We start from the raw sequence: 21,234 nt of genomic DNA, 5'->3' as shown, positions 1-21,234 counted from the left end.
GAGCATGTATCTAGATTCGTTTCAATTTTTGGCGAGCCAAAATGGCTCAATGGAAAGTGAAAAATCGAGGGCAGGAAGTAGACTAGCAGTGATTCGCGCTGTGTTTGCGCGAAAATTTGCACCCACGTTGTAACGAAAGGGGCTTCTATGCAGCATGCTTTCCATGCCACGGATGACCGAAAAACACTTCCGACAGCTCCTTGGGTGATCGAGAAAACTGCGTTAACCGAAACACTAGCTGTAGATCCTAAACACGGTTTGAGCTCGGAAACCGCAAAGGAACGCCTCTCCCGATACGGTCTGAACCGTCTATCCGAAACCGAGGCTGAACCGGCGTGGAAAATGCTGCTCGTTCAATTTAAGAGCCCACTCCTAATAATCCTTATGGTGGGTGCGGTTATTTCAGCTTTCACCGGACATTGGATCGACGCCGTGGCGATCTTCGTGATCGCGATCTTCAATGCCTTCATCTCGTTTTGGCAAGAGTTCAAGGCAGAACAATCACTCGCCGCACTTCGCGAGATGTCAGCACCTCAGGCTTTGGTAAGAAGGGATGGTGACCAGGTACAAATAGCCGCTTCTGATCTGGTCCCCGGCGACATATTGATAGTTAAAACAGGCGATATCCTTGCCGCTGACATTCGCTTTCTCCAAGCCAACAGAATGCAGGTTGATGAAGCTGCACTAACCGGAGAGTCCGAACCTGTGGACAAACATGATCGCAAGATCAACGACCAGGAGGTCGTTCTTGCCGACCGTCTCAACATGGGTTTCATGAGTACCCTTGTCACTGGTGGAACCGGCGAAGGCGTCGTGGTTGGAACTGGCATGAGAACCGAGGTTGGCCATATCGCGGATCTGATGTCAGCAGCTAAGGAACCAAAGACGCCGCTGCAGCTCAAAATCGAAGCACTTTCGAAGGTACTTATTATCGCGGCCCTTATCGTCGTGGCTATCGTCATTGGTATCGGCGTTATAAACGGCATGGACCTCGCTGAAATGCTAAATACCGCGATTTCTCTGTCAGTAGCAGCCATTCCAGAAGGCCTACCAACTGTCGTCACAATACTTTTGACGCTCGGATCTCAGAACATGGCTTCGAATAACGCTCTGGCCCGAAAACTGTCTTCGGTGGAAACGTTGGGCGCCACTTCTGTTATCTGCTCGGACAAGACTGGAACTCTTACACAAAACCAAATGCAGGTAATGCGCATTTGGGCTGGGGGCGAAACATGGGAGGTAAGCGGCGCTGGCTTTGACACGTCAGGTGAATTTCTGGACTCGAAGAACGAAGCCACAAAGGTCGAAGAGGGGACTCCTTTATGGCCTGTGCTGATGATCTCCGCTTTTTGCAACGATGCCCGGTTGATTGGTGAAGGTGCTGAGACCTCGGTGCAAGGTAACCCGACTGAAGGTGCGCTTCTGGTCGCTGCGGCAAAGGCAGGAATTGATGTCGAAGAATTGAGTGCTCGTCGGAGCGAGGCTCTTCAATCATTCCCCTTTGATTCAACAAGAAAAATGATGTCCGTCTTCGCACAGCTTCCCGATGGGCGGACTGTTTTGGTCGCAAAAGGGGCGCCTGACGTAATTTTGTCGCGAGCGGTTAAGGTCCGCATCGGCGAGGAGGAGCGCCAAATAACGCCTGAACTGCGAGCTGATATAGAAGATGTCATTGACAGCTTTGGTGAGCGGGCTCTCAGAACTTTGGCGGTGGCGTATCGCGAAGTTTCCCCAGACGAACTGGATCACGACAACCCCGAACAGGAAATCGTGCTCGCTGGTATCCATGGTATTATGGATCCCCCCCGACAAGAAGTGCCGCATGCCGTAGCAGAAGCCACTGGTGCCGGAATCCGTACGGTTATGATTACTGGTGATCACGCCGTCACCGCCAAGGCTATAGCCGAGCAAATCGGTGTACTGTCGGGTTCACAGCAAGCCGTATTCACGGGTGCTGAGCTCGATCAAATGAAAGATGAAGATTTAAATAGCGCCGTGAAGAACGCAGCTGTGTTTGCGCGCGTGACGCCTGAGCACAAACTTCGCATCGTCAAAGCACTTCAGACCAATGGTGAAGTGGCCGCGATGACTGGAGATGGCGTGAACGATGCGCCAGCGCTTCGCGCGGCTGACATCGGTGTCGCCATGGGGATTACCGGGACACAGGTTGCCAAGGACAGCGCCGCGTTGATTCTTCTGGATGATAACTTCACGACTATTGTCACGGCCGTTCGTGAGGGCCGTAGAATCTTTGACAACCTACTGAAATTCGTCCGGCAAGCTCTGACTGCCAACGTTGCGGAAGTTACCACTATACTTTTCGCTTTCCTGCTAATGGGCGCAGACCCCCTCCTTCCGATCACACCGCTTATGATCCTCTGGGTGAACTTGGTTTCAGATGGCTTACCCGCACTGGCGCTGGGATTTGAAAAAAGCGAGCCGGATCTAATGAGACGCCCGCCACGCCCGCGCGACGAGGACATGTTTGGCGGCGGAATGAAAGAGCGGATTCTGATTAGGGGCAGCGCATTGGGACTTCTGACCTACTACGTATTTCAAGAGTTTCTCGAACGCGGCGCCTCTCTGGAGCACGCGCAAACAGCAGCCTTCATGACCCTCATATTTGCCCAAATTTGGCATGTCTTTGACGCGCGAACTACAACGACGCTTTACCGTAAGTCGCCCCTTGGCAACACCATACTGCTGGGCGCAGTTGGCATTTCAATCGTTTTATCGTTGTTGGCAATTTATTCCGCTCCGGGCCATTTCGTTCTGGGCACGGTTCCGCTGCCTCTTTCACATCTGCTGGGAACGTTCTTTGTCGCGGCGCTTCCGACACTCGTGCTTTCTGGCTTAAAGGAAATGTTCAACCTTAAATTCGTTTAAGCGGAATGAGTGTGGTTAAAATGGCTAATCCAAAAATAGTGGTCACGTGTTTTACTTGGAAAGGAGGATCTTACTAAACTTGTAGACGGAGGGATTTAATCTTTTAGGCTTCTCGGATTAGTTTGCGGCGCGTTTTGAAGCGAACTCAGGAATAGTCATCGGCTTCTGCGGATTGCAAGTCGCGCCATAAACAGATCGAGGTTTCTTTTGTGGTTGGCCGTGTGGATTTCGGATTTTTTTCAACGGGGCTAGCGAGCCAGTCCTGCGGGAAAAAAAGACATTTGGCGCTAGAGTGACGCTGAAAATCGTCGAGGTAAGCTCGGCTGAAATGAAACACTGATAGCATAGGATATTTCCGTTGGGGAGCAAGCGATGGTGGCGCAGAGAACGCCCGCTTGGCGTCCTGAAGTAGCAAAGAGGGGGAGGTGATAAATGGAACACAAGGATCCATTTGTAGAAAAACTTCAGGTCGTAATTCGGTTCGCCGTCCGTATTCTGGCCGTAATGATGGTTCTGGTTATACTACTTGGCGTCTTGGATGTGGCCTGGACCCTTTATCAGAAACTAATCAATCAGCCTGTCTTCATCCTGACAATCTCTGAAATATTAGCGACTTTTGGCGCCTTCATGGCGGTGCTAATCGCTATCGAAATATTCGTAAACATCACAATCTATCTTCGCGACGATGTAATCCATGTGAAGATAGTGGTTGCGACGGCGCTCATGGCCGTCGCGCGGAAGGTCATTATACTCGATACAGAAAAAACTAGCGGACTGGATTTGGTCGGCTTGGCACTTTTAGTGATTGCTTGTTCACTCGCCTATTGGCTGGTTCACGATATGCCGTCCTTTAGTGTTCGGTTTGGGCGAACCAAAAGCGCTGAAGAAGCCAAGGAAGAGCAATAGTGCCAATACTTTTCTGTCCTCAGGGGGAAATGCACTCAAGATACTCATTTGTGTGGCGACGAGTGGGTGGACTTCTATTACTACATTTTGACTAATTGAGGGTATGAAAGTACGTCTTCATATCGGCGTTGCGACGTTATTCACGTTCCTCACCTTAGCCGTAACAACATTGCTTGTTGCCATTCTCTATTTTGGCAACAAAGAACTCGCCATTCGTACCGCGAATGAGCGGATGACCGAGGCCAGAAATCAGTCAGTCGAAGAGATGCTAACCGTAATACGCGGAGCGGGAAATGTCGTATCTTCTGCGTCCGTCTTTCTTTCTAAGTTTTCGGAGTATGCTGGCTCAAGTGCAGGTTTGGAAGTGCTCTATTCGCAGATGCAGGGTAATGAGCACTATTATGGTTTATATTTTGGAGAGGAAAAATCCGGCGACTTTTTCCAAAACATAAACCTGCCAAAACACTGGAAAACCTTTGGACCAACCGCTGTGCCAGTGCCGGAAGGAGTAGACCGCGTCCAACGTATAATCACCGATCAATCTGGCGAGCGTGTCGAAACTTACTTTTGGTCCAATGGCAGTTCGCTGCCCACGCCATTTCGTAGTGGAACGGCTGTCTACGATCCTCGAACGCGCCCTTGGTATCGTGGGGCGTTGGAGCAAAGCGGTATTTATGTTTCACCGCTTTATCAGTTTGAGAGCACAGGACGTCTGGGTGCAACGTTCTCAAAAACCGTAATCGACAACGAAGGTAAATTGCTTGGCGTCGTCGCGCTCGACATAACAATATCAGCACTTTCGCAAATCCTAGACGATATCAGGATTGGCGATCATGGTTTGGTTTTCATGCTAGATCGCGAAGGTCGCCTACTTTCGTACACCAGCACGCGATCCAAAGGTGGAGAGCCGCGCTTCGTGAGTTCCAATACGAATGGGTCAATTGAAGGCAGTAGCAAAATTATTGACAGTGTCATTGATGAATGGCGAGCAAGCCAGCAGGATTTTTTCCGCATAGCTCCAGAATCCGATGGAAGAAGCTATATCACATCTGTGATGCCAATCCCTGAAGTCTTCGGTGCCCAACCTACGCTCGGGCTTATAGTGCCGGAAGATGAGTTTATCGGAGACATAAAAAGAAATACGACCCGTGCTATGCAATTCGGCGTACTTGCTTTGACCCTGGCCGTCGCATTTACCTTTGTTGTCGCCCGTCTGTTGAGCAAAAATCTTGTGCGCGTGGCAGCTGAAGCAAGAAAAGTCAGTAACTTTGAACTAAGTGAGGACTTGAACCTGAAATCAAATATTCAGGAAGTTGCCGAACTCGAAACAGCGATTGCAAGTATGAAAGCTGGATTGTCGAGTTTCGGTGCGTTCGTACCAAAGGAACTGGTGCGCTCTATCCTTTCAAAAGCAGAGAGAATTAGCGTTGGGGGAGAGTCGCGCGACGTAACCCTGATGTTCGCCGACCTTAAAGGGTTTACGCGCCAGACCGAGGGACTTGAACCAGAAGTTCTGATGCCTGCTTTGTCCGAGTATTTCGAAGCAATGGAAAAAGAGATATCTGGTAATCAGGGTACAGTGGATAAGTACATTGGAGATGCCATTATGGCTCTATGGAATGCTCCGCTCGATGATACTGATCACCCTGTTCACGCTTGCCGAGCAGCTTTGGCGTGTTTGCAGGCTGAGGCGAGTCTCAATTCTGATAATGGCGCGTTACCGTTGCGTCCGTTGCAAACACGTTTCGGCCTACACACAGGTCGCGTAGTTGTCGGCAACGTTGGGTCTCTTTCGAGATTGCAATACACAGCACTGGGTGCTGCCGTAAATTTTGCTTCCAGACTGGAGGGGTTGAACAAAGTTTACGGTACAAGGGTTCTCGTGTCGTCAGATGTGGCCGTTCATGTCGAGAGCATGTTTCTGCTGCGCGAAGTTGACCATGTTGTGCCTGCCGGAACTAGTTTTCCTAGTCGTATCTTTGAACTAATCGCGGAAAAAGATGATGAGAGTGGCTTTCTGGCAAGCGTAGCCAAGAAACGCGAACTCGAAGAATGGCGTGTATGCTATGACTTGTATCAGTCTGGAAAATGGGCCGACGCATTAGAAGCCCTCCAGACGCATCGAGAAATTGCAACTAACAAGCTTGTTGTAGATGTCTTTATCGAACGTTGCAGCCGTTTCGCGTTTAAACCACCGGCCGCTTGGGATGGCGTTTACCGTTTCGAGAAGAAATGAATTTGCAGCGCATGAAACAACCATCCTGATGGGTCTCAGGCCAATGATGCGCTTACAATCAAAATGGGCCGGTCAAATCCGACCAACCAAAAAACGGACATTGCTTCAGGTAACGGCGTTCGTCGGTTATGAGCCCAAAAAAGACATCGCATTTGGTGATGGATTCCGATGAAAAAATCGCCTAAATGCTATAGATTTGGCGCCAATCGGTGCGACATGCTAGCATTCACTAGAGATCGAGGTTTGAGGTGAGCCAGACACGGGGGCACCATGTCAAAGACGCTATATGAACGTCTGGGAGGAACGGATGGTATTCGGCGAATAGTCGACGTTCTGGTGGACAATCACTCTAAAAACCCAGTTGTCGCTGCACGATTTGCGGGAACTGAGATGGAGCACCTCAAACAAATGGCAGGAGACTTCTTCATAACTGGTTCTGGCGGGCCTGAGATCTATACGGGCAAGGATATGGTTGCTACGCATCGGCACATGAACATCAGCGGAGATGAGTTTGTCGCAGTTCTGGACGACGCCATGAATGCCCTAAAGGCCAACGACGTCGGCCAACGGGAACAAGAAGAGGTCTTATACATTCTATATAGCCTCAAGGACCAAGTTGTAGGTATCTGAATTTCGCCACAACCGCGTAGAGTCGGCAATCTTCAAAATCTTCAATCAAAGCTTGTTTTCCCCGCATGGTGGTCGTTCGCGAAATTTAGACCAACGTCTTCCTTGAGCCCAGTACTACCGCTTCGGTGATTTTGCGAGCACGGTAGATACGGTGCGCGTCTTTCTACTTCTTGTGATCGCGATTGCGCCCAGCACTAAGGCACATGCCAAAGCTTGAGGTAAAGAGATGGCTTCGCCAAAGGCAAGATATCCCACGGCAAACATCGTGGGCAATTCGATGCTTCCGACGACCGCCGTTTGGGAAGCCCCAATGACAGGTGAGCATATCGTGTAGATAAGCTGGGGCACGAAAGCAGTAACCAGACCAATACCAACAATGAAAAGCCAATCGGATTGTTCCCTTGGGAGAAGCTCTCCAACCTCAGCACCCAGGATGAGCGGTGCGAGGCCCAGTACAGACCCCAGAGAAACTGACGCGATGCGTGCCAACGGCGTAATCCGTGACAACCTATGTACCAGGACGCAGATTCCGAAGCCAAACCCAAATGGGGCGGTAAGGGATAGCAGCAGCGTCGGTAGATGTTCCGCAGCCACTGACGCAGGCGAGCCAGCAATGACAGCAGCCACCACAATCAGGCCAGCGGCCAACACGGCACGTCGCGTGGGTGCATCGCCAAACACAGCCCAAGCAATAACTAAGGTGAACACCGGATAGGTCATGTAAAGCACACCCACTGTCGATGCGGGCAGCTTCTCCAGCGCCGTTACATATCCGATCCAACCAAGCCCCATTACGGCTCCGGCGGAGAGACCCCAAATGATCTCTCGCCATTCTTTTCGGTGCCCGATGAGAACAGGAAGCAGAAGAAGAGCCGCAACAATGTATCGGTAGAATGCGACCGCATAGGGTGCAACGCCCTGATCGGTCAGGCTGCGGCTAAAGTAGGGAACCAGCCCGAAACAGATTGATGCAAAAAGAACACCAATACCCGCAAATGCGTAAGGGATGGGCGTTCGATTTCGCGCAGATGCCGTGGCCATAATCTGGAGCTATCACGCATTTGCTTCTTCGTCTTTAGAGATTCTACGAATGACTGCTTTGTCCGCACAGCGGTCACTAAAGCATGCATCTGCGATTGATCAGATTATATACTTCAATGTTCAAACCTATAAAGCTGGCTCGTTGCCAGATTGATCCCAAAGCTCGTGTCATACTAACGACTATTTTTTTTGAGGGCGTAGCTTTGTTCGAGGTCAAAATTGACTTCTAAATGGTGAATCGTCGTCGCAAGTACACTGCAAGTGCAGGCGAGGCAATTTTGCCACTGGGGGTACTATTCGGGGTATCGTATGGTATGTGTTTATGTTTTATATTTTAACAATATATATTTACTTTGGTTTGTGTATTCCGTGTGGGGCACCAGAAAATTCCTTAAAAAACTGAGTCTTAACACCCATCAGGGTGATTTGACCCAGTGCAGTAAGTTCAGAATGGGGCGGAATTTGGGACGCTTTCGGTTTTGCCTTAGGCTGCGTTTAGCAATTCGCGCGCTTTGTCTGACGTGGTCAGATTCGCGAACTTGGCGTTTTTTTGTGTCGGAGTGACCGTCCAGTGACCTAAGAGATGAGACACTTCCTCAGGTCGAGTACCTTTGTTCAGCATCCGAGTTGCATAGGTATCCCTGCAGGAGTGAATTGTTGCCGCTCCTTTCTCCGCCAACACACAGGCACTTGAAACTTAGTTGTCCGTTAGGCTTGCCGCTGGTGTTTGACGGCCCGGTCCATTGAGACGAAAGGCTTTGGCTGCTCAGGGAGCCTTGTAAAAAACGTCGTAGAGCCGGTCGCTGATTGGGACTAACACGGACTTCTTGGTTTTGTGGCCCCGGTTGCTGGTTGCTCTGTTTTCCAGATCATATCTGCTTACTCGACCAGAATGGCTTCAATCAGCCTTAAACCTTTATTTTTTAGGTAGTCGAACAGATCGGCCGCCTTCTGATATGCGGCGTTTCCCTCAGATGCCTTGGCGTTGGGAAACTGGGGAATGGCATTTTCTTTGGTTTCAGAAAAAACTTGGCATTTCACTAAGCCACGGTCGAATTCAGTATCCAGGTCAGGGTTCACCTTGTTCTTCTTTTTGCAAAAGTTGTTCACTCGCTTGAGAAAGCGAAGTTCGACTCTAGTCGTGTTTGCCGTCATACCTTCTGCCCGACGTGCCATCCTTAGGTGATCCACGTCGCCACCGGTCCAAGGAGAAAGAGGACGGTCCGGATCAAGCGAACAGTGGCCGTGGAAGAAATTGGTCAGCCCTAGCATTTTGTTCATGTTGTATTGGTAGCTTTCTTTGGTCCGACTTTGGACACTGGCCACCGTGAGCGCACAGGCGTCTCGGAGCGTTTTCTCCGGCTTCTCCCCATGTTGGCGAATGGCCATGACCTCGCTGTATTCGACCGGCATGACGCGTTTAGCAATAGCCTAGTCTTTGCGCTTGGTACTGGCCTTGTACTCTTACCCGCCGATCATGAACTTGTAGTAGTACGAGCTGCCTTTGTGTTTGGAGATATTCATTGGGCTCTTTCTTTAGACACCAAGAAGATCCAGCGCATCCGAACTTCGGACACGTCAAATCGATCCGCTTTGCGCTGGGCATGCAGAGGTCAGGTCTTCAGGTGTGGATTTTGGTTTGGGTTGTTGGTTCTGCTGTTTCAGCAAGTCATTCAGTTGCCCCTTGCGCAAGGCATCCAAGAAGTTCGCTACTTCCCGGCGGCTCAGGTTGCCAAGAGCGACCAATGCATGTCGGGATGATATTCTTGGGTTCAAAGACGCACCCAGATATAGCGATCCAAATTGAGAGGTTCGGCAAGTGTTACCCATAGGTTCGAAGGTACTGCCACATTGCCAAGTTCCATTTGGCTGATCATAGTGTGGTGTTCGACACCCAATGCATTGGCCAAAGCCTTTAGAGTGCATCCCTTTTTTAGTCGGACATCTTTGAGACGCGCAGCCAAGTTGCTTCGGTTGGGGCCGCCCGCTGTCGCCGTGCTCCTGTCCGAAGTGATCGCACGTGCCGAGTGGTCAGGCATCCGCAAGTATTAAATCGCTCGCCTTTTCACCGATCATGATCGCAGGTGCGTTGGTGTTTCCGCTGACGATTTCTGGCATGATCGAGCAATCAGCGACCCGCAGATTTTCTATTCCGTTGACTTTCAGTTTGGGGTCTACGACTGCATCGCCCGACGCGCCCATCGCGCAAGTGCCCGTCGGATGGTAAATCGAAACAGAATTCGACCGTGCCCAGTCCAGTGTGCCTTCGTAATCATCGCAGGATAGCTGCGCGTCAGGCCGGAACTCTTCCGAAATTTTTGATGCTAATGGGTTATGTCGTGCAATCCTTCGAGCGATGTTCACACCGTCCACGATCGTCCGGCAGTCGGTTTCCGTAGACAGGTAATTCGGGAAGATTTTGACATATTCAGATGGATCGGGCCCATTTAAGCGCAGCTCGCCTCGGCTTTCCGGGCGCAATTGGCAAACCGACATGGTAAAGGCAGAAAACGGGTGTACCCCCTCGCCAGGACTGTCCGCCGACCACGGCTGGACGTGGAACTGGATATCGGGCGTTTGCACTTCAGGGCGCGTTTTCAGAAACCCGGTGGCAAGGCTAGCGGCCATGGTCATGGGACCTGCGCGGAACAACGCATATTTTAGCGCAATCCGGGCCTGATTGAACAGGCTACGCACTTCGTCATTCAGCGTGGGCTCGTTGCATTTGAATACAAGTCGCGCCTGCAGGTGATCCTGCAAACCTTTGCCAACGCGAGGCAACGCGTGGATCGGCTCAATCCCGTTATCCTTCAAGTGATCGGGATCACCAATGCCCGATAGCATCAATATCTGCGGCGAGTTGATTGCTCCGCCGGACAGAATGATCTCGCGACGAACGGTGATTTTCTGCACAGCTCCAGATCGGTCGCGATATTCCAGTCCGGTCGCTTTTTTGCCGTTAAATGTGACGTGCGACACCATAGCGTGGGTGATGATATTCAGATTGGTGCGGTCGCGGACCGGCTTGAGATAAGCCACCGCAGCGCTGCACCTGCGACCGTTGCGCGTCGTCAATTGAAAATACCCGACGCCTTCTTGTTCCGCACCGTTGTAGTCCGGGTTGAACGGATAGCCCGCGGATTGCGCAGCGGCGACCCAGGCGTCGCAGATCGGACGTTGTATACGCATATTCGATACTGACAGCGGGCCGCCTGTGCCGTGAAAAGCATCCTTGCCGCGTTCCTGATCTTCGCTGCGTTTGAATAGGGGCAGCAAATCTTCCCATCCCCAGCCGAAATTGCCCATTTGGCGCCAGCGGTCGTAGTCCTCTTTTTGTCCGCGTACATAAAGGAGACCGTTTAGCGAGGATGATCCACCCAGTACTTTGCCGCGCGGCCAGTCGATGGAACGACCGTTCAACCCTGGGTCGGGTTCGGTGCGGTAGCACCAGTCGACCGCCGGGTTGTGCATGGTTTTGAAATACCCAACAGGGATGTGAATCCACGGGTTCGTATCTGGCCCGCCCGCTTCAAGCAGGGCGACTTTGGTGTTGGGATCAGCGCTTAGGCGGTTGGCAATGACACAGCCAGAAGACCCCGCCCCGACAACCGCATAATCCACTTCCATGACCGTCTCCTCCCAAAGTCGTCAAAAAACTCTATGCAAATTGCCAGAACTATACTAGCATTTTTTGATACAAAACGTCTCAATAATTGCGAAACGGGAGGATAGCAATGGAGATCGGACGGAAACTGAGTGGCATTTCACGGCGGGATTTCTTCCGTGTGGCAGGGCGCTATGGCATGAGCTCGACTCTGCTGGCAGCTGGTGGGTTTGGCGGCGCGATGAGCCTCGCCAATCTGGCGCAAGCCGCTGAGTCAAATTATGAAAAGAGGTTCTCGAAGGAGCCCAAACACACGCTGAAATTCGGTGCAGCCGGCTTCAATACCCGCAACCTTTTGATCGAACGGGCCGGTGCCATCGAGTTCGCGCGCGACCTCGAAGAGCGAACAGACGGTGAGATTCGCATCGAGTTCATCGGCGACAACCAGATCTGCGGTCAGCTGAGCTGCGTCGAGAAGACTCAGCAGGGAATCGTCGACATCTATGCCGCTTCAACCCAGAACTCGGCAGGCGGCGCGCCGTATTTGAACGTGTTGGACTATGCCTATATGTTCCCCAGCCGCGCAGCGCAGTATCATTTCTTTTACAGCCCCGCCAGTCAGCGCATCTTACGAGACCCCCTTGAGAAGCGCCATGGGCTGAAGTTCTTGTTCACCCATTGTGAACTGCGTGGCCTTCAGATGGGTTCTAACTTTGCAGACAAACCAACTGTTACAAAGCTGGAAGAGTTGTTCGGTACTAAGAACCGCGTGACCGGCACACAACTTGGTCGGATCGCAATGCAGCTGCTGAACCTGAACCCAGTGCCTGTCGCGTGGGAAGAGACGTTGGATGCGTTGAAAACTGGTCTGATCGATGGGGCCGAGACTTGGGCCTCTGCCGTGGCTTATGCCAACATGGCCCCAGTTGTGTCGCAGTCGGTGAACCTTAAGTTCTTCTGTGGTACTGAACACACCTCGATGTCAGCAAAGGTGTTCGACAGCCTGAGCGGAGAGCTTCAGGACGCCGTCATGGAATCCTCGTACTTCACACAAGCGCTCATTCAAGGTGCGAACGAGGCTGCGTTGCTGAACACCGTGGGCTTCTCGGACCCACAACTGCCGAACACGATCTTTGCCGAAAACGGTGTACGGGCCGCGTTCTTGGCTGATGATCAAATCAAACTTGCCGAAGAAATGTGTGCGCCGAACTACAACCCTGAACCCTGGGCGCAATGGCGTGAGCGTCTGAACAACTGGGCAGGTGGCATCGATACCTATCAGGAAATCTACGACATCGCGCGCGAGATTCCGGCGGACATGCTGCCTGAAAATGTCGAACCCCGCCGTTGGTGGATGGGCACTGCCTGATTAAACTGAACGAACCGGTCCCTTCGCGGGCCGGTTCCACTAAACACCGACTGGGAGGACGGGGTTCATGTCGCTGTGGGCAGATATTGGCGCAATTTTCAGCGCCCTACTCAGCCGGGATTCATTCGAGATTCAAACCGCACTGCGGTCTGACGCGGCTTGGGTAGTCGGAACGGTGGTCGCCGCGCTCGGCGGTTTTCTAATCATGATGATCTACCGAAAAGTACCGTTCATCGAGCGCCAGCTTGAACGCTCGGTCATGGTGTACTCCTATCTGGCCATCGCGCTGATCATCTTTTGGGGTGTTATTGACAGGTTTGTGTTCAACGATCAGGAACCGTGGTCGACGACCATCCCGCCGTTGTTGTTCATGGTGATGGCCTGGTTTGGGGCGTCTTACAACGTGCGCCTGCGTACACATCTGAGCTTTACTGAATTTCGCACGGGGATGCCGCGCGGCGCGCAGCTGGCCTGTCTGATATTGGACGCTGTTCTTTGGTTCATTTTCGCAGTCATTGTCATCGTGACAACGACACGTCTGGTGGCGCTTTCGGCTTCGAATTTTCAGATCGTGCTCGGAACCGACAACATCATGCAATGGTGGTTCCTTCTGGCCGCGCCGCTGTCGTTCTTCCTAATGGTTGGGCGGGTGTTTCAGAACCTGGCAGATGATTTTGACAACTGGAAAACAGGTAAGCCACTGCTTCAGCAGGCGGTGATAGGATCGGACTGATGGCGGACGGAACCTGGGTAACTCTGATCTCGATAGGGGTCACTTTTCTGTTCATGCTGGGCGTGCCGGTTCTGCTGGTCATCAGCTATTGGGTGATCGGCTGTTCTTTTGTCCTTGGCCTGACGCTGGACAATATGGGAGCGGAACTCTTGAACGTGTTCAACAAGGGCTTCGCCCTGTTGGCGATGCCGTTGTTCATTCTGACCGGTGACCTGATCAACAAATCCGGTATTGCGCGCCGGCTAAGCGACTTTGCCTATGCCTGTCTGGGCTGGATACGCGGCGGGCTTGCGATGGCCTCGCTGGGAGCGTGCGGGTTGTTCGCGGCGATTTCCGGCTCAAACTCGGCAACCACCGCGACGATCGGGTCGATGCTGCACCCGGAAATGGTCAAGGGCGGTTATGACGAGCGCTTTAGTGCCGCAACCGCTGCGGCGGGTGGTACGGTCGGCATCATCATACCGCCGTCGATTATTTTCATCGTCTACGGGTTCCTGATGAACCTGCCAATCTCCGAGCTGTTCGTGGCCGGCATTCTGCCCGGCGCGCTGATGGTGATGGGCATGCAACTGGCCTGTTGGATCATCTGCCGCATCAACGGTTGGGGCTATCTGATCCCGTTGCAACTTAACCGCATCCTGAAAACCGCCTTTGGCGCATGGCTTGGGTTCTTTGCCATCGGCCTAGTACTGTGGGGCATCTACACCGGCAAGTTTTCACCCACCGAAGCCGCCGGCGTGACTGTCGGATTCTGTGTGATTGCCGGGCTGGTCAGTTATCCGATTAACCGCATCATGGGCGCGCGCAACAATATTCCGCCGACTGAGAAAACCTATGCCGAGATGTTCGTAGTTGAAGGGTTTACCATCCCTGAGATCCCCTCGATCGTGATCCGATCTGCGCAGATCACTGGTATCCTTGCACCGCTGATTGCCGTGTCTGTCGTGATGCAGCAAATCCTGTCGTTGCTGGGGGCGCAGCAGACGATCGGTGACTTTGTCACCTCAATGGGCGGGTACCACGCCGTGTTGTTTACCTCGATGGTGATCGTATTCTTTTCCGGCATGGTGTTGGAAAGCCTACCTGTCACGATCATTCTTGCCCCGATACTGGCCCCCATAGCAGCGTCTGTTGGCGTCGATCCAATCCATTTCTCGGTGATCTTTCTGGTCGGGGCATCCATCGGTTTCATCACCCCGCCCTATGGATTGAACTTGTACGTGGCGTCCGGCGTGACCGGCGTGCCCTATTTCAGATTGTTGCGCTACACGGTGCCGTATCTAGTGGCTTTGCTATCAGTTTGGATACTGGTGTCACTGGTACCTGATCTGGCCTTGATCCTGCTGCCAAACAACTAGAATGTACCGGGATGGCCTATACTGATGCACCCGAAAAAGAAACTCAGATACCGACAAACCTGCGCCTATTGGTGATCCTTGAGGAAATCGCCCGGCGTGGGGTCGCGGTGAAGCCATCGGATTTAATCGAAACTCTGGGCTTGGCAAAACCGACGATCCATCGCCTGCTGCAAACCGCCGAAGCCGAAGGGTTTCTGCAGCGCGATCTGGATGGGCGGTCTTTCGGACCGGGGCCTCGCCTGCGCCAGCTTTCCGTGAATACAGTGTCATCGGAACATCTTCGTACGGCGCGACTAGCAATTTTGCGCGGCGTGGCGGATGAGATCGGCGAAACGTGCAATCTGGCGATCCCCGACCGCGAAGGGATGATCTATCTTGACCGGGTCGAGACAAAGTGGCCTTTGCGCATTCAATTGCCGATCGGGACGCAAGTGCCGTTTCACTGCACCGCTAGCGGCAAGATGTACTTGTCGACGCTTAGGCAACAAGTTCTGGACGGTTATCTGGCCGCTGGTAGGCTGGACGCCCAGACGCCGCATACACTGACCGAACCGGAGGCATTGCGGGCCGAAATGAACCGGATTTCTGCCAGAAATTATTCGACTGATGACGAAGAATTCATGTCCGGCATGACCGCTGTTGCCGTGCCAATTCAGGACGAGACCGGCAGGTTGGTCGCCACTTTGTCGGTTCATGCCCCAACGCAACGTCATGAACTGCAAGGGTTGCTCGAATTCCTTCCTGTCCTGAATGGTGGAGCCGAAAAGTTGTCGAACCTTCTTTGTTCCTGATTGGCTCTTTGCAGTGCTGTAGCAAGTTTTTTGCCTACACCGATATTGTTCGCGCCCCTATCTATTTTCCAGATATCAACAACCTTCACCCGCTTACGCGGGCTCAAGGAAAGTCGGTTATTTGAATGTATATCGCCTCTGAGAGTTCCAATAGTTCAGCCGAGTTGCCTTGTTGGGTTTCCGTAGGCGACGGTAGGAATCTCCAAATCGTGAGTTCCCCCCTTCTTTTTGCACTCTACCTAGCGCGTAGACGGCTCATCGTGACAGGCGTGATCCCCAAAAAGGATGCTATCAACGAATGAGTGAAAATGTCTTCATAGCTGGGGAATGCTTGGCGGAACCAGTTCAGCCGCTCCGCCCCGCCAAGAGCGGCGAGACACCATTCGCGTTCCGCCTTTTCACTCAATGCGTCTCGTAGAATACCATTTGCCCAGTTTCGGATTGGTTCAGACTCAATCATCAGGTTCGTAAGCCGATCAGTATTGATCCAATAAAGCGAAGCGTCTTTGGTTGCCTCGATGGACACAAGGGACACTCCATCCCGCGTTCGCGCGATATTCGGCGTGACAACGCAAGGACCTACATGGAGCCCAACGCATACTTCCTTGCCTTCTTGGTCACAAATGCTGCTGGCTAGGCACCCATCCAAAAGAATGAACTCATCTGATTCAGGTTGTTCTTGGTGGGCAAGGCGCGCGCCCTTGTTCAAACGCTTACTTCTCCACTGAGACGCAAAACCGTCTGCAAAACTCATATCAGGCAGGTCAGGAGACTGTGCGAGAAATTTCCGTAGATCCATCTTGGTTTGCCTTATCAAATGATAATGCGTGTGGCTTCACCCAAGGGCAACTTGGCACAGATCAAGGAGTTCCCAAAATGATTCACACAATTCTTTCAAGGTACATCGGTTTTGCCGCCGTTGGCTGCGGGTTGATTGCTTTAGTCATCTACGTGCTGATGATCAGCGTCACGCTTGCTCACATCGAAGCTGTCTCGGGGCACGTCCCATTCGACATGCGTCCGCTCGGCTACAATCCCAAAGACGCCGCGTCGCTTCTTGAAGCCTTAAGAGCGGAAGGGCGCGAGTATTATCTTAGTTACCAGCTCTCTCTGGATACATTTTACCCGGCTATGCTCGCGCTGACTTTGATAACCACGTTTAGCTGGTTCGGGCGACGTATGCCCGACAGCAAGCTTGTTCGCTCTGGCATAATTCTCTCGGTTGGCTGCGCCTTCTTCGACTATTTCGAAAACATTGGAATCGCGGCCATGATTTGGAGTTGGCCAGAGGTATCAAGTGCACTGGTGTATGCCGCCAGTACAGCCACAATTGTTAAATCGGCCCTGACAACTTTGGCTGTACTGCTTTCGCTTCTGACTGGGTTTCTCTGGGCGCGTCTCCCCAAAGCGGACCTTTGTCCCCAGGCGGACAATGGCGACTTCGTCCGCACAGCGGACGCTCACTGAATTCTGCTGAACGTCTGCACCGAGCCCAAAGCAGGCGCTCATTGCATTACCCTGAACAGCCAGTTTGCGTGAGTATCTGAATTTGCGAAGGGGCGCACGATGACAGAGAGAATGACTGAATAAATACCTATCAGGCGTTTGCGCTGATCACGGCTGAAACCTTGTGATAACAGCGGTTCCTGGGGAAGTTGGTCCATTCATTGCGCGAAGTTCATTGCTGGCCTCTTCCAATCGGACCTCTCTGGCGACCATTGGCTGGATATCTACTTCGCCACGCTCGATCATTCCTAGAAGGCGTGGGTATTTCCACGAAGGCATACCACGAGTGCCGAAAAACGAGAGTTGTTTGGAATAGATTGCACGCATGTTTACCTGCATCTGGCCGTCGCCCGAAGGCATACCAATTTGCACGTGTCGACCAAGTATGGCGAGACACTCTAAGGATGCGTTCGTCGTTGTTTCGATCCCCAGCGCTTCTATGGAAACCTGTGCTCCTCCATCCGTGATATCTAGGATCGCTGCTGCGGCGTCTTCTTTGCTGGCATTTACTGTAGCGTCTGCGCCGTTGAGCTTTGCATGCTCAAGTTTCTCTTCAACCACATCCACTACGACAACTCGGCATCCAAGCATTTTTGCCAATAGAAGAACGGACAAGCCAATACCTCCTGTACCGTGGACAGCCACCCATTCACCAGCTGCGACATCTGCACGGTCTGTCAAAGCATGCCAAGCAGTGGTTACACGACACCCGAGCCCTGCCGCCAAGGAAGTAGAGAGCGTTTCTGGCAAGTGAACTAAGTTATGGTCAAACGGCACAGCGACATATTCTGCATAGGCACCTGGCGTTCCAAATCCTGGAACGATTTGGTTGGCACAAGTGTTTGCTACGCCTGTTTGACAAGCGTTGCAGCTGCCGCAACCCAAGATGAATGGCGCTATGAGGCGGTCACCAACACTGTGCTTCGCTTGAGGCCCTGCCTCTACCACAGTTCCACAATATTCGTGCCCTAAGATGGAGCCATTTTGAACTTTGGGGTGCGCGCCAGACCATCCATGGTAATCCGAGCGGCATACTCCACAGGCTGCGACCTCCAGGACCACTCCATTGTCTGGGCAGGTTGGATCCGGGACCGTCTCAATCGAAAGATCTTCACAAAACTTTCTTACGACTGCAGCTCGCACTTATCGCTCCTAAAGATTCGGTTTCTTTGATCCAGCAATTCGGTTCGGTCGAGTCTAGACAGGCCTATCGCCTTTCACGGTCACACGTCGCCCTTTTCTCTCAGCGGGCCAATAGTCCCAGATCGCACGATGCATACAGCACCGGTTGTCCCAAAAGGCCATGTCGTTAAGTGACCACCTGAACCGGATTTGATAGTTGATCTGTTCCGCATGCTCGAAAAGCATGTTGAGGATCGCGTCGCTTTCCTTTTCCGACAAGCCCAAAATCTTTGTTGTAAATGTTCGATTCACAAACAGCGACTTTCGGCCCGTTTCCGGATGGGTCCTGACGATCGGATGAACTGCTTCGGGACAGTCAATTTCGCTGTCTTTTTGCCCCCGGTCGCTATAGCGGCCTTTGTAGATATGCTCGGAACTATGAAGTGCAGATAACCCGTTGATCATATCTTTTATCGGTTCCGAAAGATCATCGTAGGCCGCATACATATCACTGAACATAGTGTCCCCGCCACAAGGAGGGGCGATATGGATTTGCAGCATAGTTCCAAGGGGCGGTGTCTCATCGCAAGAGACGTCAGAGTGCCAGAACTCACCGTTTGCTACCTTGGAATTCTTAGTTGCATGTATTTCGAAAATCTCCGGATACCCGTCCATCGTTGGGGCTGCGGGGTGTGCGTGAAGCGGCCCAAAGCGTTTCCCAAATTCAATGTGCTGCGCAGGTGGTATTTCCTTCTGCTCTTTGAAGAACAGCACCTGGTAGGTGTGAAAAGCGTCGCAGATCTCTGCAAACTGGTCGTCAGGCACAGGCCGGCTTAGGTCGACTCCGTAGATCTCAGCCCCGAGGTTTGGAGCGAAGGGTTTGGCGACGATGGAAGTATAGGCGTTGGATTTGGGAGCAACCATAAGCATCTCTGGGTTTGGTTTCATAAGGCGTGCTGTGTGCATGGTACACATCAACAAAAATGAACAAAAACGAAAAATCTTTGACTAATAAGTGAAAAAATTTTCACATAATGAACACGGTTTTAGCGCTAGCGAGGTTATCGGAATGAGCATTCGGGCACTGCGAACTCTAATCGCAGTTCATCGACATGGTAGCTTCCGTGCCGCGTCTGAGGCGGAGCATCTAACTCCGTCGGCGGTCAGTCACCAGATGCGGAATCTGGAGGTCGCGTTGGGGCTCGAATTATTTGACCGATCATCCAAGTCGCCCAAACTTACTCATACCGGGCTAACGTTCGTCGGAGAGGCTGCTGCGGTGGTGGCCGCATATGACGGATTGGCGGAAAGGGTGAAGTCGAACAACGAACTCTCTGGTGAAATAACTTTGGGGGCCGTTCCAACGACCCTGACTGGATTAGTGCCAACTGCGTTGGCGAGGCTAAAGTCCGTGCATCCGGACATCCTTGTACGGATTGTTCCAGGTTTGACTAATCAGCTTTTGCTACAGTTGGACCGCGGGCAGATTCAAGCGGCGATCATTTCCCGACCAGATGTTCTGCCAAACACATTGGAATTCTCAGAAATTGTATCTGAAAAATTGGTCCTGCTTGTCTCGGAAAACACCCCGGATTTACCTTCGAGAGAATTGCTTGGTGCGTCACCGTTTATTCGCTTTACGCGTGATGCGGTTGTAGGAAGGCAAATCGAGACTTGGCTGCAAAGAAAGGGCATTGAAGTCAAAGACGCGATGGAGCTTGAGAGTCTTGAAGCAATCTCCAGTATGGTGGCCGCTGAACTTGGCGTGTCAATCATACCAGACAACCGTTTAACGACATATGACCATCTGCGGCTCAAAAGGATCCCCCTTGAACAGAAGGGACCAGAACGCATTGTTGGCTTAGTAAGCATGACGGCATCGCCTCACACCAAAATGATCGACGCAGTTACAGCGGCGCTATTGGAAGCAGCAGATAGTCAACGGGTTTGTCTGTGAGTTGGCACTCCAGTAGGTATCCACAAGATGTTTTCGACCAATTGAACTAAGAAAACTGGGAGTCAAAACTGGGCTTGGGTCAGTCATTAGTATGCAACGTGGAGAAAAACGGCTTCGAGCCCATATCGAATACTCATCCGATGTCGTTTTCCCAGACCAGATTTGGGAAGGTGAGTGTGGTCGTCATAACGCCTGCCGTGCTGGCACTAGCGAATTCCTTTTGTTTGTCTGTGAGGAACAGTGAGATAAAGAAACTCGCCATGCTGGCCACGCCGATACCGATGATGCCTGGAAAGTTCGTGTCACCAGCGTCGGGCACGCCTACCATGTGGTATTGAATGTAGCGTGTCAGGAAGACGGCGAATACCCCCAGAAAGAACGCCCCGACGAAGGCTCCGGGATAGGCGAGGCGTTGCCAGATTGTATTTGTGCGACGTTGGGGTGCCAGGCTGGCGGCCTCTTGGCGCGATGTTCGATGCCAGCGATCCAGTCTGGAAAGGACTTTTGTTCTGCACTCGTAACTTGCCCGAAAATCGAAAATGATATCCCTTAGGGGTGGTCCCCGTCCTAGAGATTGGCAATTTATGTGCAATCCTTGCGTGCGAATTTTAACCAGCCTTTGACGATTGGCAACGATCGCTCCGGTTGTCAGCCCTCCGTGAATCAGAATTCAAGTGGTTGTCGTTGAAACGGATTGTGTTTGCAGCGTTATCCGCTTAGTGATTTCCTCAGCCCAATTGGGAGCGGAATACGCCGTGCGGGCGTGATGGAATGGTAGACATATCAGACTTAAAATCTGAAGGGCTTATGCCCGTGTGGGTTCGAGTCCCACCGCCCGCACCAAGTATTTCACAGCCGATGTTGTTTGGCGTGCAACCCGTTCCACAGTCGTTGCTTTTGGTAGAATCGCTACGCGGTGTCAGTTGCCCGTGACGGCGTGCCTGTTCACTGCTTACACAACCTCTACGCAACAAAGCCATTCAAGGCTTCTGTTCTCAGGCTCAAGTTAGGCGCGCACTGGGGGGCTAGATAAAAAGGAAGCCTACAAGCAGCCCGGTTGCGACCCATATCAAAGTGGTAGAAGTTGTCAGAACA

At 52.1% G+C, this 21,234-nt stretch carries 16 protein-coding genes, 1 tRNA gene and 1 pseudogene; 11 read left to right on the top strand and 7 right to left on the bottom strand.

All coding sequences use genetic code 11. The annotated features are described in order from the left end of the window. Positions 1 to 147 precede the first annotated feature (147 nt). From GOV80_RS02955 to GOV80_RS02940, 4 genes are all read left to right on the top strand, one after another. A complete protein-coding gene (locus GOV80_RS02955) occupies positions 148 to 2,886 on the top strand; it encodes a cation-translocating P-type ATPase (protein ID WP_170782784.1) in 2,739 nt (912 codons plus the stop codon). 432 nt (positions 2,887 to 3,318) lie between these two features. Beyond that, entirely contained in the window at positions 3,319 to 3,792 is a 474-nt protein-coding gene (locus GOV80_RS02950) for a phosphate-starvation-inducible PsiE family protein (protein ID WP_068340474.1), read from the top strand. A 103-nt stretch (positions 3,793 to 3,895) separates the two neighbouring features. Then, a complete protein-coding gene (locus tag GOV80_RS02945; protein WP_170782783.1) occupies positions 3,896 to 6,028 on the top strand; it encodes an adenylate/guanylate cyclase domain-containing protein in 2,133 nt (710 codons plus the stop codon). A 270-nt stretch (positions 6,029 to 6,298) separates the two neighbouring features. Continuing rightward, a complete protein-coding gene (locus tag GOV80_RS02940) occupies positions 6,299 to 6,658 on the top strand; it encodes a group I truncated hemoglobin (protein WP_170782782.1) in 360 nt (119 codons plus the stop codon). Between the two features lie 114 nt (positions 6,659 to 6,772). On the opposite strand, the gene GOV80_RS02935 is transcribed toward GOV80_RS02940, so the two are convergent. The 3 genes from GOV80_RS02935 to GOV80_RS02925 all read right to left on the bottom strand — a co-directional run bounded on the left by GOV80_RS02935 (position 6,773) and on the right by GOV80_RS02925 (position 11,326). After that, the gene (locus GOV80_RS02935; protein ID WP_170782781.1) at positions 6,773 to 7,699 is read right to left on the bottom strand and encodes a DMT family transporter; all 927 of its coding nucleotides are present in this window, start codon (positions 7,697 to 7,699) and stop codon (positions 6,773 to 6,775) included. Positions 7,700 to 8,578: 879 nt separating this feature from the next. Further along, positions 8,579 to 9,112: a hypothetical protein gene (locus tag GOV80_RS02930; RefSeq protein WP_170782780.1), complete on the bottom strand. Its 534-nt coding sequence runs from the start codon at positions 9,110 to 9,112 to the stop codon at positions 8,579 to 8,581. 618 nt (positions 9,113 to 9,730) lie between these two features. Further along, positions 9,731 to 11,326: a GMC family oxidoreductase gene (locus GOV80_RS02925; protein ID WP_170782779.1), complete on the bottom strand. Its 1,596-nt coding sequence runs from the start codon at positions 11,324 to 11,326 to the stop codon at positions 9,731 to 9,733. A 107-nt stretch (positions 11,327 to 11,433) separates the two neighbouring features. On the opposite strand from GOV80_RS02925, the gene GOV80_RS02920 reads away from it, so the two are divergent. The 4 genes from GOV80_RS02920 (at position 11,434) to GOV80_RS02905 (ending at position 15,554) form a co-directional block, all read left to right on the top strand. Further along, positions 11,434 to 12,672, top strand: coding sequence for a TRAP transporter substrate-binding protein (locus tag GOV80_RS02920; RefSeq protein WP_170770083.1), 1,239 nt, complete (start codon positions 11,434 to 11,436; stop codon positions 12,670 to 12,672). 67 nt (positions 12,673 to 12,739) lie between these two features. Then, positions 12,740 to 13,405, top strand: coding sequence for a TRAP transporter small permease (locus tag GOV80_RS02915; RefSeq protein ID WP_170782778.1), 666 nt, complete (start codon positions 12,740 to 12,742; stop codon positions 13,403 to 13,405). Beyond that, positions 13,405 to 14,763 (top strand): TRAP transporter large permease, encoded by a 1,359-nt coding sequence (locus GOV80_RS02910; RefSeq protein WP_170770085.1) that lies wholly within the window; start codon positions 13,405 to 13,407, stop codon positions 14,761 to 14,763. The genes GOV80_RS02915 and GOV80_RS02910 overlap by 1 nt, the downstream gene beginning before the upstream one ends. 11 nt (positions 14,764 to 14,774) lie before the next feature. Then, a complete protein-coding gene (locus GOV80_RS02905; protein WP_170782777.1) occupies positions 14,775 to 15,554 on the top strand; it encodes an IclR family transcriptional regulator in 780 nt (259 codons plus the stop codon). Positions 15,555 to 15,789: 235 nt separating this feature from the next. Here GOV80_RS02905 and GOV80_RS02900 read toward each other — a convergent pair whose 3' ends face one another. Continuing rightward, on the bottom strand, positions 15,790 to 16,353 hold the full coding sequence (locus GOV80_RS02900; protein WP_170770087.1) for a Crp/Fnr family transcriptional regulator: 564 nt from the start codon (positions 16,351 to 16,353) through the stop codon (positions 15,790 to 15,792). 77 nt (positions 16,354 to 16,430) lie between these two features. Between GOV80_RS02900 and GOV80_RS02895 the strand changes: the two genes are divergently transcribed. Continuing rightward, positions 16,431 to 17,021 carry a hypothetical protein gene (locus GOV80_RS02895; protein ID WP_170782776.1) on the top strand — a complete coding sequence of 197 codons (591 nt, stop codon included), beginning with the start codon at positions 16,431 to 16,433 and terminating at the stop codon, positions 17,019 to 17,021. A gap of 147 nt (positions 17,022 to 17,168) precedes the next feature. Here GOV80_RS02895 and GOV80_RS22625 read toward each other — a convergent pair whose 3' ends face one another. The 3 genes and pseudogenes from GOV80_RS22625 to GOV80_RS02885 form a co-directional block, all read right to left on the bottom strand. Continuing rightward, positions 17,169 to 17,675 (bottom strand): zinc-binding dehydrogenase, encoded by a 507-nt coding sequence (locus tag GOV80_RS22625; RefSeq protein ID WP_331252087.1) that lies wholly within the window; start codon positions 17,673 to 17,675, stop codon positions 17,169 to 17,171. 138 nt (positions 17,676 to 17,813) lie between these two features. Further along, a pseudogene (locus GOV80_RS22620) lies at positions 17,814 to 18,122 on the bottom strand (alcohol dehydrogenase catalytic domain-containing protein); the annotation flags it as partial. 135 nt (positions 18,123 to 18,257) lie between these two features. Next, positions 18,258 to 19,106 (bottom strand): TauD/TfdA dioxygenase family protein, encoded by an 849-nt coding sequence (locus tag GOV80_RS02885; protein WP_170770091.1) that lies wholly within the window; start codon positions 19,104 to 19,106, stop codon positions 18,258 to 18,260. A gap of 145 nt (positions 19,107 to 19,251) precedes the next feature. Here GOV80_RS02885 and GOV80_RS02880 point away from each other — a divergent pair, with 145 nt between their 5' ends. Together GOV80_RS02880 and GOV80_RS02875 are read left to right on the top strand one after the other, a co-directional pair. Further along, the gene (locus GOV80_RS02880; protein WP_170782995.1) at positions 19,252 to 20,139 is read left to right on the top strand and encodes a LysR family transcriptional regulator; all 888 of its coding nucleotides are present in this window, start codon (positions 19,252 to 19,254) and stop codon (positions 20,137 to 20,139) included. 757 nt (positions 20,140 to 20,896) lie between these two features. Next, a tRNA-Leu gene (locus GOV80_RS02875) sits at positions 20,897 to 20,982 on the top strand. The last annotated feature ends 252 nt before the right edge of the window (positions 20,983 to 21,234 follow it).

Source organism: Ruegeria lacuscaerulensis (assembly GCF_013034685.1).
Taxonomy (GTDB): Bacteria; Pseudomonadota; Alphaproteobacteria; order Rhodobacterales; family Rhodobacteraceae; genus Ruegeria; species Ruegeria lacuscaerulensis_B.
This window is presented reverse-complemented; position numbering and strand designations above follow the sequence as displayed.